Here is a 15,409-nt window from a genome sequence, read left to right as displayed (position 1 = left end):
TGGGGGTTTCCGTGCGGCTGCCTGTTCCGGGTGTGGCGCTGGGTCTCCCGCTCATCCGGCGCCGGCCACCTTCTCGACCGCCGCCCTGAGCTGGGCCCTGGTGGGCTGGCAGGCCAGGTCGAGTTCCCGGGCGAAGGGCAGCACGGCGCCCTCCGGCCGGGTGATCCGGCGGGGCGGCGCGATCAGCCGCATCTCCTCGGCGGCGGTGGCGACGATCTCCGCGCCGATGCCGCAGCTCCGGTTGGAGTCGTCGACGACGACCAGCCGCCCGGTCCGCTCCAGTGACGCGGCCAGCCCGGCCCAGTCGAAGGGGAACAGCGAGCGCGGGTCGAAGACCTCGACCGAGACGGAGCCGGCCAGCTCCTCGGCCACCGCGAGGGCGTCGTGGACCAGGTGGCCCACCGCCACCACGGTGACGTCGGTGCCGCTGCGGTGGATCCGGCCGACCCCGAGCGGTACGGGTGCGAGCTGCGCGAAGTCCACGTTCTCGCGGACGCTGAGCGCGCCGGAGGGGGCGAAGACCACCACCGGGTCGTCGTCCCGGATCGCCGTCGCCAGCAGGCCGTAGGCGTCGGACGGGGTGGCCGGCACCACCGTCTTCACGCCGACGTGGGCGAACAGGCTGTAGGGGTGGTCGGAGTGCTGGCCGGCCCAGCTCTCCCGGGAGCCGGAGCCCGGCAGCAGGTAGGTCACCGGCACCCGGGTCTGGCCGCCGGTCATCAGCGAGAACTTGTGCGCCTGGTTGGCGATCTGCTCGAAGACCAGGAACAGCAGCGCCGGGATCTGGAACTCGATCAGCGGCCGCAGCCCGGCCATCGCGGCGCCGGTGGCGAAGCCGGTGAACGCCTGCTCGGAGATGGGGGTGTCCAGCACGCGCTCCGGGCCGAAGCGCTTCAGCAGCCCGGCGGTGGCGTGGGTGACGGCCACGCCGACGTCCTCGCCGAACACGCAGACGTCGCCGTCGCGGTCCATCTCGTCGCCGATCGCGCGGTTCAGTGCCTTGAGGTAGGAGAGGTTCGGCATCAGAGCGCCCCCGCCCTGGCGCGCAGGCCGGTGGCGTACAGGTGGTCCAGCGCGGTGGCCGGGTCGGGGTGCGGGCCCGTGCGGGCGAACTCCACGGCCTGGTCGAGCAGTTCGGCGAGCTCGGCGTCGATCGCGGTGCGGGTGGCGGCGGGGATGCGCGCGCCCTGGATCTCCAGCGGGTCGCGGGCCCGGCCGGCGGCGACCTCCTCGTCGGTGCGGTAGCGGGGACGCGCGGTGTGCTCCCAGGTGTGGTGGGCGTCGAAGCGGTAGGTGGTGCACTCCAGCAGGGTCGGACCCTGGCCGGCCCTGGCCCGCCCGACCGCCTCGGCGGTGGCTTCGAGGACGGCCTCCGGGTCCGTCCCGTCCACGGTGCGGGCCGGGATGCCGAAGGCGGCGGCCCGGCCGGTGATGCTGCCGGCCACGGTCTGAGCCGTCCGCATCGAGGTGGCGAAGCCGTTGTTCTCGCAGACCAGGACGACCGGCACCCGCCACAGTGCGGCCAGGTTGAAGCTCTCCAGCACGACGCCCTGGCTGACGGCGCCGTCGCCGAAGTAGGTGACCGCGACCCGGTCGGAGCCGGCCCGCCGCAGGGCCCAGGCGGCGCCCGCCGCGATCGGCACGGCCGCGCCGACGATGGCGTTCGCCCCGAGCACGCCGACGCCGAAGTCGGCCGCGTGCATCGAGCCGCCGCGGCCCCGGTTCAGCCCGTTGGTGCGGCCCGCCAGCTCGGCCATCATCCGGGCCGGGTCGGCGCCCTTGGCCAGGACGTGGCCGTGGCCGCGGTGGGTGCTGGTGATCACGTCGTCGGGGCGCAGCGCCGCGCAGGTGCCTGCGGCGATCGCCTCCTGGCCGGTGTACGGGTGGATGCCGCCGAGCACCACTCCGGCCCTGACCAGCTCGATCGCCCGCTGCTCGAAGCCGCGGATCAGCGCGACCGTCCGGTACAGGGCCGCCGGGTCGGCCGGTGCGTCAGCCATGGCCGGCCGCGCCCTCGGCCCGCCAGAGCACCGGGCAGAACTCCGGGTCCGCGTAGTCGGGGCGGCCGTCCGGCAGCCGCCGGACCAGCACGTCGTGGTTGTACGCGGCGGTGCTGCCGTCGCTGAGCGCGAAGCTGCGGTACTCGTTCCCGCCGTCCTGGAGGTGGAAGGAGATCGCGCGGCGCGGGCGGTCACTGCGGTTGGCGCCGCTGCCGTGGTACGTCCGGCAGTGGTGGAAGCTCATGTGGCCCTTGGGGATGACCAGCGGGATCTTGCGGATCCCGGTGCCGTTGTAGGCGGCGTTCTCGGCGAGCACCCGCTCCAGGTCGGCGTTGTCGCGGTCGGCGAAGTGCTTGGTCATCGAGTCCTGGCGGCCGGTCTCGCGCCACAGGTGGCTGCCGTCCACCACGGTGAGCGTGCCCATCTCCTCGTCGCAGTCGTGGAACGGCACGAACGCGGTCAGCATCCGCTCGGAGGTCGAGGTGGACCAGTAGTGCTTGTCGAAGTGCCAGGGCACGATGTTGCTGGGTTCGCCGACGACGGCCGGCTTGAGGATCAGCGTCGACTGGAACACCCGGATCTCGTCCGCCCCGGCCAGCAGTGCGGCCACCGCCCCGATCAGCGGCTTGCACAGCACCCGGGCGATCGGGTCGCTCTCGTAGTGGACGTAGTCGTTGTGGCGCTGGACGGGCCCGTCCGAGGGCTGCCAGGCCGCCAGCCTGGGCGGGCGGACGGGCAGGGCGCGGCTGCGCTCGCCGGCGTAGTAGCCCTCGCTCGCGGCGGCCAGCAGGTCCACCTCCTCGTCGGTGAACAGCTTCTTCGTCAGGTACCAGCCGTGCTCGGCGTAGAAGGCGACCTCGTCGGCGCCGGGCAGCAGGGCCAGTTCCTCGTCGGTGAGCTCGAACCGCAAGGTCCGGGTGGCGGCGGTCATCGGTGCCCCGCCTCGGTGGTCTCGGGGGTCTGGGCGGACTGCTGCACGGTGGCGAGCTCCCTTTCCTTGGCCTCGTAGAGGGCGGGTATGTTGCTGGTGCCGAAGGTGCGGGCGCCGTGGCGCTCGATCAGCTCCCAGAAGAAGGTGCGCCGGACGTGCATCGAGGTGGCGAAGATCTGGTACATCTGGCCCCAGTGGTCGCGGTCCACCAGGATTCCGCGCCCGCGCAGCTCCTCCACCGGGAGGTCGACCGGGCCCAGCCGGCCGTCCAGCGAGCTGTAGTAGCCGTCCGGGGTGAGCGCGAAGCCGACGCCGCGCCGCGCCAGCGTGTCGACGGTGGTGACGATGTCGCGGCTGTTCAGGGCCAGGTGCTGGACGCCGGGGCCGTCGTGCCAGTCCAGGAAGTTGTCGATCTGGCCCGGGGAGCGGCTCAGGTCCGGCTGGATCAGCGTGAGCGTGATGCCGCCGCCGGGGCTCTGCACCACCTGGGAGAACATGCCCTGCTTGCCGACCTCGATGTACTCCTCGAAGATCACCTCGAAGCCGAAGGCCTTGCGGTAGTACTGCGTGGTGCTGTCGAGCTGTCCGTCCGGCACGCAGACGGCGGCGTGGTCGATGCTCAGCAGCAGGTCCGGCGAGGCCGGCGGCGGCACGTCCAGCATCTCGATCGCGCCGGGCAGGAACTCCCCCGCCGGGCCGTGCCGTTCGACCAGCCGGTGCACCACGTCGCCGAAGCCGGAGACGGTGGCGGTGACCACGGAGGCGCCCTCGCGGGCGTAGGTGCGGGGCTCCTGGACGGCGGTCGCGCCGCCGGACACCGTACCGGCGTACGCGGCGGCGGCGTCCCGGGTGCCGAGGGCGATCACGGCCACGCCGTCGCCGTGCCGGGCGACGTACTGCGCCGCCGGGTGGTCCGGCGTCAGGCCCGAGGTGAGCAGCACCCGGCAGTCGCCCTGGCCGAGCAGCAGGCTGCGCTGGCCGGGCAGGCCGGTCTCGGGACCGCCCTGGCCGATGAGGCGGAAGCCGAACCCGGAGCAGAGGACGAACGCCGCCTGGCGCGCGTCACCCACGTAGAACTCGACATGATCGACGCCGAGGAAGTCCATTGCAGTAGCCGTTCCTTCTCTGTTCACTCGGTGCCGTCAGACGGGTCTGGCCAGCCGAGTGCTCGGCAGGCCGTAGACCAGGCTGATGTTGTGGCCGCCGAACCCGAACGAGTTCGACATGACGTGGCTGATCCCCGGCGCCGGGCGCGCGACCTTGCGGACGTGGTCGAGCTCGCAGGCCGGGTCCGGGTCGTCCAGGTTGTGCGTGGGGGGCAGCAGTCCGCGCCGCAGCGCCAGGACGGAGACCGCCGACTCGACCACCCCGGAGGCGCCGAGCATGTGGCCGGTGACCGCCTTGGTCGAGCTGACCGGCGGGGCGTGCCCGCCGAAGACGGTGCGGAGCGCGAGCGCCTCGGCCTGGTCGCCCAGCTTGGTGCTGGTGCCGTGCGCGTTGACGTAGCCGATGTCCTGCGGCTCGATCCCGGCGCTGCGCAGGGCCTGCCGCATGCAGGCCGCGGCGCCCTCGCCGCCCGGGTGCGGGGTGGTCGGGTGGTGGGCGTCGTTGGTCGCGCCCCAGCCGAGCACGTCGGCGTACCCGGCCGCGCCGCGCGCGTCCGCGTGCTCGGCGCGCTCCAGCACCAGGACCCCGGCGCCCTCGCCCATCACCAGGCCGTTGCGGCGGCGGTCGAAGGGCCGGCTGGCTCCGGTCGGGTCGTCGCTCCAACCCCGTGCCAGCGCACGGGCGTTGCCGAAGGTGTCGACCAGGGTGGGGAACAGCGGCGCCTCGCTGCAGCCGACCACCACCACGTCGGCCTCGTCGGCGCGCAGCAGCCGCAGGCCCTCCCCGACGGACTGGGCGCCGGCCGCGCAGGCGGTGCTGATGGAGGAGCTGTAGCCGCGGATGCCGTGCCGGATCGCGACCCGGGCCGCGCTCATGTTGGGCAGCATCCCGGGCAGCAGGTAGGGGCTGACGCCCAGCCGGCCGCGCTCGGCGCGGACCATGACCTGGGCCTCCAGGGTGGCCAGCCCGCCGTTGCCGGAGAGGATCACGCCGATCCGGTAGGGGTCGACGTCGCGGCCCACCTCGATGCCGGCGTCGGCCAGTGCGTCCTCGGCGGCCCGCATCGCCATCACGATGTAGCGGTCCACCAGCCGAGTGTCGGGGGCGGGCAGCACCGACGCGGGGTCGATGGGCGGCGCGAAGCCGGCCACCTCCAGTGACGCGGCGAGCGGCCCGTCAGCGTCCGGCCGGGCGAGTCCGGAGCGGCCCTCGCACATCGCGGCCATCACCTCGTCGGCACTGGAGCCCACCGGGGTCACCAGGCCGATCCCGCTGACGACGACGTCCGCTCGCCGGGCGTTCCTGTGGGGCGCGTCGCTCACGGCTGTTCTCCCTCGTGGTGCTGCGGTTCTCGGCTGGGCTGCGGCCCGGGGCCGAGCAGCAGGGCGGCGGCGCGGTCGGGGCCGCCGGGGGTGTGCGCCTGGTCGACGCGGATCAGCAGGGCCTCCTCGGCGTCGCCGTCGGCGAGCAGCAGGGCGGTGACGGCCAGCCCGGCGGCGGTGTCGCCGACGCACACCACCGGGCCGGTCAGCTGCCACTGCGCGGCCAGGTGCCCGGCCACGGCGTTGGGGACGGCCTGGAAGAACAGCAGCGGCCCGAGCCGGCCCTCGGCGTCGACGGTCTCGGCGACGTGCACCGCACCGGCGAGGTCGCCGAGCGGGCTGACCACCACCACGGCGGTGACCGGCCGTCCGGCGGCGTCCGCCGGGCCGGGGGCGGGCGCCGGGGAGCCGGGCCGCCGCAGCAGGCAGCGCCGGGCCGTCTCGGCGGCGAGCGGGCTGAACGAGGACACCACGAACCCGGCGATGGCCGGCGGGGCTGCGTCCTCGGCCGTCTCCGGCCACTGCGCCGAGGCCAGCACCCGCAGGCCTGCCGTCGAGGCGGCCGCGGTCAGGGCGGCGGCAGTCGCCCCCGCCGGTCCGGATGCGGGCCCGGCGGCGTTCGGCGCGGTGGCGGTCAGGTTCACGGCGTACCCACCAGGAGTGCGGTGTTCGCGCCGCCGAAGGCGGTGGTGAGGCTCAGCGCGTGGTCGGCGCCGGTCTCCACGGCCCGGTCGAGGACGAGGTTCAGCGGGCAGGTCTCGTCCGGGCCCAGGTAGCCCGCGTTCACCGGCAGCCTCCCGGCCCGCAGGGCCGCGATGGTGACGACCAGTTCGAGCAGGGCGCCGGCCTCCAGCGCCTGGCCGTGCACCGACTTGGTGGAGCTGACCGGCACGGCCGCGGCGCTGTCACCGAGCGCCCGGTGCAGGGCGGCGGCCTCGGCGGTGTCACTCATCGGAGTGCCGGAGCCGTGGGCGTTCACGTAGCCGACCCGCTCCGGCCCCACCCCGCCCCGGTGCAGGGCGTCGGTGATCGCCCGGGCCAGTCCGGCACCGTCGGGCCGTGGTTTGCAGACGTGGTAGGCGTCGCCCGCGCGGCCCCAGCCTGCCAGCAGGGCGAGCGGCCGGGCCCGCCGGGCCCTGGCCGCCGAGGCGGCCTCGACCACCACGGCGACCACGCCGTCGCCGAGCAGCAGCCCGGTGCGGCCGGCGCTGAACGGGCGGATCCGCCCGTCGCGGGCGAGTGCCCGGCCGGCGTCGAAGACGGCGAACTGCTCGGCCTCGACCAGGTATCCGGCCGCCACCACCATCCGGTCGGCCTGCCCGTGGGCGATGGCGGCGGCGGCGTCGGCCACGGCGGTGCTCGACGCCACGCAGGCGGAGGTGTAGGCGCGGGGAGCGGTGGACAGTCCGGCGCGCCGGGCGACGGTGGCCGCGAACGCGTCCGCGCCGTGGGCGGGGCGGTCCTGCACGGGAACCCGGGCGAGGACCGGGTCGCCGTGCACGGCCAGCAGCAGCGGGCAGTCGGCCCGTTGGGCGACGGAGAGCCCGGCCTCGTCGCAGGCCTCGCCCACGATCCGGTCCAACTCGTCCGCCAGCACCGGGGTTCCGGGGTGCTCGGCGGCCACGCCGACCCGTCGGCCGGACACGTCGAAACGCTGCACCGGCGCGAACGCCGGTGCGCCGTCGAGTACGGCGGAGAGCAGCGGCCGGACGCCCCGGCCGAGGGCGCTGAGCACGGCCGCCCCGGTGACGACCACGGGACGGGGGCCGCGACGGGCCGCCGACACGGTCTCGGTCACCCTCGTTCACCTCGTTCCTGTTGCCGCGTCCGCCTTCGCGTCCGCCGGTGTGGTTGGATCACTGACTCTGCTCCTGCTCCTGCCCGGGGCACGGCCCGTACGGGTCAGGCACGGTCGGGACGGAGCCCGCCGAAGCCGCCGAGCACGTCGACGACGCCGGACACCGTGGTCATCCGGGCCATCGTGTCGTCGTCCAGGTGCAGGTCGTAGTGCTGTTCGATCTGATGGACCAGCCAGGCCAGTTCCATCGAGTCGATGCCCTCGGGCACCTCCTCCGGTGCGCGGTCGCCGAAGCCGGCGAGCATCGCGACGACCTCGTCCCGTCCGAGTGCGGCCGACACGCTCAGAGCCCCGCGGCGGGTGCGGACTGGATCCGGGCGGCCACGGCCGCACCGAACTCGCCGACCGTCATGGTGCCGAGCAGCTCGGCCTCGTCGTCGTCGAACCTGACGCCGAACCGCTCCTCGACCCGGACGCCCAACTCGGCGAGCGAGAGCGACTCCAGGTCGGCGCCGGCCGGACCGAGCAGCGTGTCGTCGTCGACGTCGGAGATGTCGTAGTTCATCGCGCTCAGCGAGGAGAGCACGAACGCGCGGATCTCCTCGGTGGACATCGCCTCAGTGGACATCGCTGGTACTTCCTTTTCGGTTGGACTGTTCGGGTCGGACGGTTCGGGTCGGACTCTTCGGGTGGGACTGTGCCGGTGGTTCTGCTGCCGGCCGGTGGGACTGCTACTGGGCGGTGGGGGTCTGCGGCGGCCGGCCGGCGCCGCTCAGGGCGGTCCGGTCGCGGACCAGCTTCCCGGTGGCGGTGCGCGGCAGCCGGTCGACGAGGTGGATCAGGCGGGGCCGCTTGTAGGCCGCCAGCCGTTCGGTGAGCTGCGCCTCGATCCGCGCCGAGGTGGCGCCGGTGTCGCGCGGCACGACGTAGGCCTCGATCGAGGTGCCGAAGACGACGACCGCGGCGGCCACCTCCGGCAGGGCGGCGAGGGTGTGCTCGACCTCGGTCAGATCGACCTTCAGGCCGCCGATCGACACCTGCGAGTCCAGCCGGCCCAGCACCCGGACCCGCCCGGTGTCGGGGTCGACCGCGCCGCCGTCCTTGGTGCGCAGCCAGCCGTCGGCCCAACGGGTCGCCGCCGTGGCGTCGGACGGGTCGTGGTCGAGGTAGGGGGACTGCTCCCGGGCGATCAGCAGTTCGCCGTCGACCGACCGCAGGGTGATGCCGGGCGCCGGGGTCAGTTCGGGGCGGTGGGCACCGAACAGGTCCGTGGCGATGACGCCGACCTCGGTCATTCCGTACATGCTGCCGAGGCGGATGCCGTAGCGGTCCACGAAGGCGTCGTGGACCTGGGCCCGGACCAGCTCGCCGCCCGTGGTCATGCCGGTGAGCTGGGGCAGCCGGGGTGGTTCGGTCACCCAGCTGAGCAGTTCGATGTGGAACGGCACGCCGAGCAGGGTGGTCGGCTCGGGGCCGGCCGCGACGGTGGCGAGGATGCCGTCCGCCGTCGGCCTGCGTGGGATCGCGAGCCGCACCCCGGCGTGCAGGCTGTGCAGCAGGCCGCCGACGAGTCCGAGCACGTGCACCATGGAGGCCAGCGAGACGATCCGCTCGCCGGCCCGGGGCACCCCGTCGATCCGGGCGTACCGGTCGAGTTCGGCGACCAGGTCGGCCGCGGTCCGGCCGATGATCTTCGATGGGCCGGTCGAACCCGAGCTGAGCTGCACGACGGCGTGCGAGCTACGGGCCGGGCGGCCGGGGCGGGCGGTGACGACGTCCTGCTGCTCGTAGAAGCCGCGGGCCGGGCCGCTGCCGACCGGCTGCGCGGCGGAGACCACCACCTGCGGTTCCAGCCGGGCGAGTGCCCGGTCGGTCTCGAAGGGGGTGAGCCGGTGGTCCAGCAGTGCGGCCTGGGCCCCGATCCGCCAGGCCGCCAACAGGTTGGCGACCAGCGCGAGCGAGGGGGCCAGGCACAGCGCGACCGAGCCGCCCCGGCGCAGGCCGGCCGCGGACAGCGTGGCCTGCCTGGCCCCGACGAGCCGGCGCAGTTCGTCCCTGCTGACCGGTTCGTCCAGGAAGAGGCACGGCTCGGCGCCGGCACCCCGAAGGAGGACCTCGTCGACCCAGGACGGATCGAGCGGGGGCGTTCCTAAGTCCGTCGGCGGAGTTGTGGCAGCGGCCTTCATGATGAACCGGAACCTCTTTCAGGTACATGACCAAAGGGGCTGACAGAATTCCCACGCCGAACTTTCAACTCTGCATTGCCTGATGTCAAGTCCTGTAGCTTTCATGGCATTTAGCTGCGGGCTGGCTTCAAGTTGTGATGACAAGACAGGTTTGTTTGATGCATTGACGGGAGAACGCTCCCCCACTAGTGTGGCCGCCGGTTGGCCAACTGCCGTGATCCGGCGGGTTTTTGCCACACTCCAACTACCTGTCAGCAACACCTGCCGCCCCTTCAGGCGGTTCATCTCTTGCAATGTGGCTGCAAAGGCATCCTGCTCTTTCGTACACCTACGGGCTGTGTGTCCCGTAGGTGCGCTCCGCAGTGGATCAGACCAATCCGGTCTTGCGGGTTCGATTTCCGCAAATTCTTGCCGGCCGCCTTGTTCAGCCGCCTTGTTGTGCGCATTCATGCCGCATTCATGCCAACTTTTCGAGGATCGGCACAAGTGGAACCAGCGATCGACTCCGGCCTCAACACGGCCGTTGAGCGCTACTACGACATCACCCTCGACCTCTACGAGGACCTCTGGGGTGAGCACGTCCATCACGGATTCTGGGATCCGGGTGAGATTCCCGGCCTGAATGGAGCGGACCGGCACGCCGCCACCGACCGGCTGGTCCGTGAACTGGTCGACTATGCCGGCGTGCCCGCCGGTTCACGGGTGCTCGACGTGGGCTGCGGCATCGGCGGACCGGCCATGTACCTAGCCGGCCCGCTGGGCTGCACCGTCGAGGGAGTCACCCTCAGCGCCCTGCAGGCCGCGCGTGCCAACGAGAAGGCACAGGCCGCGGGCGTCGCCGAGCGGGCCCGCTTCCACCAGCTCGACGCGCTCAGCACCGGGTACCCGGACGGGTCCTTCGGCGTGGTCTGGGCGGTGGAGAGCCTGATGCACATCGCCGACCGGGAGACCTTCTTCGCCGAGTCGATGCGGATGCTCGCCCCGGGCGGCACGCTCGCCGTCGCCACCTGGTCCGTCCGCGACGGCGAACTGGACGAGGACGAGCAGGAACTCGTCCGGCAGATCCTGGTGCACCAGGTGATGCCCGACTTCTCGTCCCTGGAGGAGCACGAGCGACTGGCCGCCGCGGCCGGCTTCGCCGACGTCGCCACCGTGGACTGGAGCAGCTCCGTCGCCAACTCCTGGGACCCGGGCTTCGCGCAGATCCAGCAGTTCGAGCGGGGCCGGACGGTCATGCGTGACCTCGCCCGCGAGCGCGGCGTCGACGTGCTCGGCTTCTTCCACGCCGGACCGCTGATGAAGAAGGGCTTCGACACCGGCGTCATCACCTACGGCGCACTGCGGGCCACCAAGCCGGAGCAGGACTCCTCGCAGGCACCGCCGCCCGGCCTGGTGCCATGAGCGCGAGCACGGCCGGGGAAGGGCTGGTCCGCCGGATCGCCGAACTCCTGCAGGGCGTCGTCGGCGAGGACCGGGCCTGGCTGGACGCCATCGGCCCGGACACCCGCGTCGACGGCGAACTGCTCGTGGAAGAGCATGAGTTGGCCGAATGGAACGCGGCACTGCGACACCAGTACGGCGACGGGGTCGACCTGGTCGAGCACGTGGCCGGGCTCGACATCGACCAGATCATCGGGCTGACCGTCGGGGACGTGGCCGCCCATGTGGCCGCCCGGCGCACCGACCGCGCCGATCGCGCCGACGGCCTCACCAGTGCCACCACGGCAGGCATCTGATGGGACGCTACCTCTTCGTCTCGCTGCCGCTGACCGGCCACGTGAACCCGCTGGCCGCCGTCGCCCGGGACCTGGTCGCTCGCGGGCACGAGGTGCTGTGGGCCGGCTCCGAGTCGTTCCTGCGACCGCTGCTCGGGCCCGACGCCGCGATCGCCCCGATCCCGCTGCGGGCCCACCGCGGCCAGGCCGACCGGGGCATGGCGGCCGCCAAGTCGCGCTGGGACGGCTACATCGTCCCGCACGCGAAGAGCACGCTGCCCGGCATCGAACGCGCGGTGGAGGCCTTCCGTCCCGACGTCCTGGCCGTGGACCAGCACGCGGTCGCCGGAGCGCTCGCCGCGCACCGGGCCGGACTGCCCTGGGCCTCGATGGCGCCGACCACCATGGAACTCACCCGCCCCTACCGCGCCCTGCCCAAGGTGGAGGCGTGGATCCAGCAGCGGATGGCCGCCATGTGGACGGCCGCCGGACTGCCCGGCGAGCCGCCGCACGACCTGCGCTTCTCACCGCACCTGCTGGTCGGCTTCACCGGCGAGGCGCTGACCGGCCCGCTGGAGTGGCCCGACAACGCCGTCCTGGTCGGCCCCGCGCTGGCGCCGAGGGCCCCGGACACCGCCTTCCCCTGGGACTGGCTCGACCCCGCCCGGCGTCAGGTGCTGGTCACCGTGGGCACCCTGTCGCTCGACCTCGCCCAGGAGTTCCACGCCCGGGTGGTCGAGGCGCTGCGTCCGCTCGGCGACCGCGTCCAGGCGATCGTGGCGGCGCCGGACGGCACCGTCCCCGACCCGCCCGCGCACATCCTGGTCCGCCCCCGGGTGCCGGTGCTGGAACTGATGCCCCGGCTGGACGCGGTGGTCAGCCACGGCGGGCTGAACACCGTCTGCGAGGCGCTGGCCCACGGAGTTCCGCTGGTGGTCGCCCCGATCAAGGGGGACCAGCCCATCAACGCCGCCCAGGTGGCGGCGGCCGGCGCCGGCCGGCGGGTCCGGTTCGCGAGCGTGCGGCCGGAGCCGCTGCGCGAGGACCTGCTCGCCGTCCTCGACGACCCGTCCTACCGCGCCGCCGCACGCCGGGTGGGCGAGTCCTTCGCCGCCGCCGGGGGCGCACCGGCCGCGGCCGGCCACCTGGAGACCCTGCTCACCGGGCCCGCCGGGGCCTCCCCCACACCCCGGACCGCCCGGACCACCGAAAGAATGGGAAGCGCACAGACGTGAAGACGCTCCGCGACACCTGGCTGGTGTTCCAGCGGCACATGCTGCTGATGGTGAGGTCCCCGCTCGCGATCGTCCTGGGCGTGTCCCAGCCGGTCGTGTACCTGGCCCTGTTCGCACCGCTGCTCAAGCCGGCGCTCGCCTCCATGGGCGCGGGCTCGATGACCGACGCCTACCGGATCTACGTGCCCGGCATGCTGGTCGCCCTGGCGCTCGGCGGTGGCCTCTACGTCGGCTTCGGCCTGCTCGCCGAGCTGGGCTCGGGCGTCATCGAGCGCGCCCGGGTCACCCCGATCAGCAGGGTGGCCCTGCTGCTCGGCCGGGCCCTGCGGGACGTGGTCACGCTGGTGATCCAGGCGGGCATCATCATCCTGCTGTCGCTGCCGCTCGGGCTGTTCGTCCGCATCCAGGACCTGCTGATCGCCTACGTGCTGCTGGCGCTGATCACCCTGAGCAGCGCCTCGATCTCCTACGGCATCGCACTCAAGGTGAGCAGCCCCGACGTGCTCGGCCAGCTGGTCAACAACCTGGCGCAGCCGCTGATGCTGCTGTCCGGCACCCTGCTGCCGCTCGCGCTGGCACCGCTCTGGCTGCGCCGGGCCTCCGACTGGAACCCGTTCAGCTGGGCCGTCGTCGGCATGCGGGAGCTGTTCGCCGGCCACCCCGGCGACCCCGCGGTCTGGCAGAGCATCCTGCTGATGGCCGCCGTGGCGCTGCTGGCGCTCACCTGGTCGGCCCGCCTGTTCGCCCGTTCCGTCCGTTGACGCCGGTACGCGCCCCCGCGCCGACGCCCGCACCGATCCACGCACCGACCCCCGCCACGTGACAAGGACATCCCGATGATCGAGACCACCGGACTGCGGAAGTCCTTCCAGACCGGGCGCCGCCGGAAAACCTCCACCGTGGACGCGGTGGCGGGCCTGGACCTCACCGTGGCCGAGGGTGAGATCTTCGGGTTCCTCGGCCCCAACGGCGCGGGCAAGACGACCACGCTGCGGATGCTCGCCACCCTGCTCCGGCCGGACGGCGGCACCGCCGTCATCGCCGGCGCCGACCTGCTCACCCAGCAGGCCCAGGTCCGCCGGAGCATCGGCTACATCGCCCAGGGCGGCGGCACCTGGGACGATGTGACGGCCCGTGAGGAGCTGGTGATGCAGGCCCGGATGCACGGCATCGGCAAGGCCGAGGCGCAGAGCCGGGCGGTCGCCGCCCTCGACGCCTTCGACCTCACCGAGTACGCCGACCGCAACTGCCGCACCTACTCCGGCGGCCAGCGCCGCCGGGTGGACATCGCCCTCGGCGTGATCCACCGGCCCAAGGTGCTCTTCCTCGACGAGCCCACCTCGGGCCTCGACCCGCAGAGCCGGTCGCACATGTGGGACGAGATCCGCCGGCTGCGCAGCGAGGGCATGACCGTCTTCCTGACCACGCACTACCTGGACGAGGCCGACGCGCTCTGCGACCGGATCGCCATCATCGACGGCGGCGGCATCGTCGCCGAGGACACCCCGGCCGCGCTCAAGCGCTCGATCGCGGGCGAGGTGGTCACCGTCGGCGTGGCCGACGCCGAGGTCGCGGAGAAGGCGTCCGGCGTGCTCGCCCAGCAGGACTGCGTGCGCTCGGCCGAGGTCCGCGAGGGCGGCCTGCTGCGCCTGTCGGTGGACGTCGGCGAGACGGCGATGCCGCAGATCATGCGGGCCCTGGCCGACGCCGGGATCGAGCTGGCCACCATCGAGCTGCACCGTCCGACCCTGGACGACGTGTTCCTCACCAAGACCGGCCGCTCGCTGCGGGAGTCCTGACCATGACGCGCGGTGTCACGAAAGAGGAGAACCTGATGGACCCGAGCGGATTCGACGACGGCGGTCCGGAGCAGGGGCGGAGCGTGGGCCGGGCGGTGGTCACCGGGGGCGCGGGCTTCGTCGGCTCGCACCTGTGCGACCGGCTGCGGGCCGAGGGCACCTCGGTCGTCTGCATCGACAACCTGCTGACCGGCTCGGTCGACAACCTGTCCGCCCGGACCGACGACCCGGAGTTCGTGCTGGACCGCAGCGACGTCTCCGAGGAGTTCGACGTGGAGGGGCCGGTCGACCTGGTGCTCCACCTCGCCTCGCCGGCCTCGCCGCACGACTACGCGAGACACCCGATCGAGACGCTCCGGGCCGGTGCCCACGGCACCTTCAACGCTCTGGAGCTGGCGCGCAGGAAGGGCGCCCGCTTCCTCCTGGCCTCCACCTCGGAGGTCTACGGCGACCCGCTGGTGCACCCCCAGATCGAGTCCTACTGGGGCAACGTCAACCCGGTCGGCCCGCGCAGCCAGTACGACGAGGCCAAGCGCTACGCGGAGGCGCTGACCACGGCCTACCGCACCGCCCTGGGCGTGGACACGGTGATCGTCCGGCTGTTCAACACCTACGGTCCGCGGATGCGGCCCACCGACGGGCGGGCGGTGCCGACCTTCATCACCCAGGCACTGGCCGGGCAGCCGCTCACGGTGGCCGGCGACGGCGAGCAGACGCGGTCGATCTGCTACGTCGACGACACCGTGAGCGGAATCCTGGCCGCGGCCGCCAGCGGGCACCAGGGGCCGATCAACATCGGCAACCCGGTCGAGCTCAGCGTCCTGGCGCTGGCGGAGCACATCCGCGAGCTGTGCGGCTCGGCCTCGCCGGTCGAGTTCGTCGAGCGGCCCGGCGACGACCCCACCCTGCGCCGGCCGGACATCAGCCTGGCCAGGTCGGCACTCGGCTGGCAGCCGGTCGTCGACTTCGACAAGGGTCTGGCGATGACGATCGACTGGTTCTCCCGCCTCGCCCCCAGCGGTCGCTGACCGCCCGGCCGCGCCCTGCCCGGGGAGCCGTGCCCGGGGGCTGATCCGCGCCGCACGGCGCGGTCGGAACCCCGGGGGCGGGGGGGTGCCCCGGGGTTCCGACCGTGGGAGGCATCGGCCGCGCCCCAGACGCGGCCGACCTGCTCAGCAGCCCGCCTGTTGGGGGTGGTGGGGCTGCCGTGCCCGGAATGCTAGACCCGTCGGCGCGCGGTGAAAAGAACTGTGACCTGCTCTTTTTCCGGCGCGAACATGCCAGCAGGTCTCCGGCCGGGGTGAGGAGCGGCCAGG

At 73.2% G+C, this 15,409-nt stretch carries 16 protein-coding genes; 6 read left to right on the top strand and 10 right to left on the bottom strand.

The window, feature by feature from the left end:
- Positions 1 to 51: 51 nt before the first annotated feature.
- From ACFUK0_RS07070 to ACFUK0_RS07025, 10 genes are all read right to left on the bottom strand, one after another.
- The gene (locus ACFUK0_RS07070; protein WP_380247048.1) at positions 52 to 1,023 is read right to left on the bottom strand and encodes an alpha-ketoacid dehydrogenase subunit beta; all 972 of its coding nucleotides are present in this window, start codon (positions 1,021 to 1,023) and stop codon (positions 52 to 54) included.
- The gene (locus ACFUK0_RS07065) at positions 1,023 to 2,000 is read right to left on the bottom strand and encodes a thiamine pyrophosphate-dependent dehydrogenase E1 component subunit alpha (protein ID WP_380247047.1); all 978 of its coding nucleotides are present in this window, start codon (positions 1,998 to 2,000) and stop codon (positions 1,023 to 1,025) included. The genes ACFUK0_RS07070 and ACFUK0_RS07065 overlap by 1 nt, the downstream gene beginning before the upstream one ends.
- A complete protein-coding gene (locus ACFUK0_RS07060; RefSeq protein ID WP_380247046.1) occupies positions 1,993 to 2,931 on the bottom strand; it encodes a phytanoyl-CoA dioxygenase family protein in 939 nt (312 codons plus the stop codon). Before ACFUK0_RS07060 ends, ACFUK0_RS07065 begins: the two co-directional genes overlap by 8 nt.
- The gene (hppD, locus tag ACFUK0_RS07055) at positions 2,928 to 4,037 is read right to left on the bottom strand and encodes a 4-hydroxyphenylpyruvate dioxygenase (RefSeq protein WP_380247045.1); all 1,110 of its coding nucleotides are present in this window, start codon (positions 4,035 to 4,037) and stop codon (positions 2,928 to 2,930) included. The genes ACFUK0_RS07060 and hppD overlap by 4 nt, the downstream gene beginning before the upstream one ends.
- A 36-nt stretch (positions 4,038 to 4,073) precedes the next feature.
- Entirely contained in the window at positions 4,074 to 5,360 is a 1,287-nt protein-coding gene (locus ACFUK0_RS07050; protein WP_380247044.1) for a beta-ketoacyl-[acyl-carrier-protein] synthase family protein, read from the bottom strand.
- A complete protein-coding gene (locus tag ACFUK0_RS07045; protein ID WP_380247043.1) occupies positions 5,357 to 6,004 on the bottom strand; it encodes a hypothetical protein in 648 nt (215 codons plus the stop codon). Before ACFUK0_RS07045 ends, ACFUK0_RS07050 begins: the two co-directional genes overlap by 4 nt.
- Entirely contained in the window at positions 6,001 to 7,158 is a 1,158-nt protein-coding gene (locus ACFUK0_RS07040) for a beta-ketoacyl synthase N-terminal-like domain-containing protein (RefSeq protein WP_380247042.1), read from the bottom strand. The genes ACFUK0_RS07045 and ACFUK0_RS07040 overlap by 4 nt, the downstream gene beginning before the upstream one ends.
- Positions 7,159 to 7,262: 104 nt before the next feature.
- Positions 7,263 to 7,499, bottom strand: coding sequence for a phosphopantetheine-binding protein (locus ACFUK0_RS07035; protein ID WP_380247041.1), 237 nt, complete (start codon positions 7,497 to 7,499; stop codon positions 7,263 to 7,265).
- A gap of 2 nt (positions 7,500 to 7,501) precedes the next feature.
- Positions 7,502 to 7,786 (bottom strand): acyl carrier protein, encoded by a 285-nt coding sequence (locus ACFUK0_RS07030; protein ID WP_380247040.1) that lies wholly within the window; start codon positions 7,784 to 7,786, stop codon positions 7,502 to 7,504.
- Positions 7,787 to 7,889: 103 nt separating this feature from the next.
- Complete coding sequence (locus ACFUK0_RS07025; protein WP_380247039.1) at positions 7,890 to 9,344, bottom strand: class I adenylate-forming enzyme family protein; 1,455 nt, start codon at positions 9,342 to 9,344, stop codon at positions 7,890 to 7,892.
- A gap of 486 nt (positions 9,345 to 9,830) precedes the next feature.
- Here ACFUK0_RS07025 and ACFUK0_RS07020 point away from each other — a divergent pair, with 486 nt between their 5' ends.
- The 6 genes from ACFUK0_RS07020 (at position 9,831) to ACFUK0_RS06995 (ending at position 15,121) form a co-directional block, all read left to right on the top strand.
- A complete protein-coding gene (locus tag ACFUK0_RS07020; RefSeq protein ID WP_380247038.1) occupies positions 9,831 to 10,745 on the top strand; it encodes a methyltransferase domain-containing protein in 915 nt (304 codons plus the stop codon).
- Positions 10,742 to 11,080 carry a hypothetical protein gene (locus tag ACFUK0_RS07015; protein WP_380247037.1) on the top strand — a complete coding sequence of 113 codons (339 nt, stop codon included), beginning with the start codon at positions 10,742 to 10,744 and terminating at the stop codon, positions 11,078 to 11,080. The genes ACFUK0_RS07020 and ACFUK0_RS07015 overlap by 4 nt, the downstream gene beginning before the upstream one ends.
- The gene (locus ACFUK0_RS07010) at positions 11,080 to 12,294 is read left to right on the top strand and encodes a glycosyltransferase (protein ID WP_380247036.1); all 1,215 of its coding nucleotides are present in this window, start codon (positions 11,080 to 11,082) and stop codon (positions 12,292 to 12,294) included. The genes ACFUK0_RS07015 and ACFUK0_RS07010 overlap by 1 nt, the downstream gene beginning before the upstream one ends.
- Complete coding sequence (locus ACFUK0_RS07005) at positions 12,291 to 13,055, top strand: ABC transporter permease (protein ID WP_380247035.1); 765 nt, start codon at positions 12,291 to 12,293, stop codon at positions 13,053 to 13,055. The genes ACFUK0_RS07010 and ACFUK0_RS07005 overlap by 4 nt, the downstream gene beginning before the upstream one ends.
- 75 nt (positions 13,056 to 13,130) lie before the next feature.
- Complete coding sequence (locus ACFUK0_RS07000) at positions 13,131 to 14,093, top strand: ATP-binding cassette domain-containing protein (RefSeq protein ID WP_380247034.1); 963 nt, start codon at positions 13,131 to 13,133, stop codon at positions 14,091 to 14,093.
- 35 nt (positions 14,094 to 14,128) lie between these two features.
- Positions 14,129 to 15,121 (top strand): NAD-dependent epimerase/dehydratase family protein, encoded by a 993-nt coding sequence (locus ACFUK0_RS06995; RefSeq protein WP_380247033.1) that lies wholly within the window; start codon positions 14,129 to 14,131, stop codon positions 15,119 to 15,121.
- The last annotated feature ends 288 nt before the right edge of the window (positions 15,122 to 15,409 follow it).

Source organism: Kitasatospora sp. NPDC057223, assembly GCF_042669755.1.
GTDB lineage: Bacteria > Actinomycetota > Actinomycetes > Streptomycetales > Streptomycetaceae > Kitasatospora.
The sequence above is the reverse complement of the archived record's forward strand: the minus strand, read 5'-3'. Positions and strand labels throughout refer to the sequence as shown.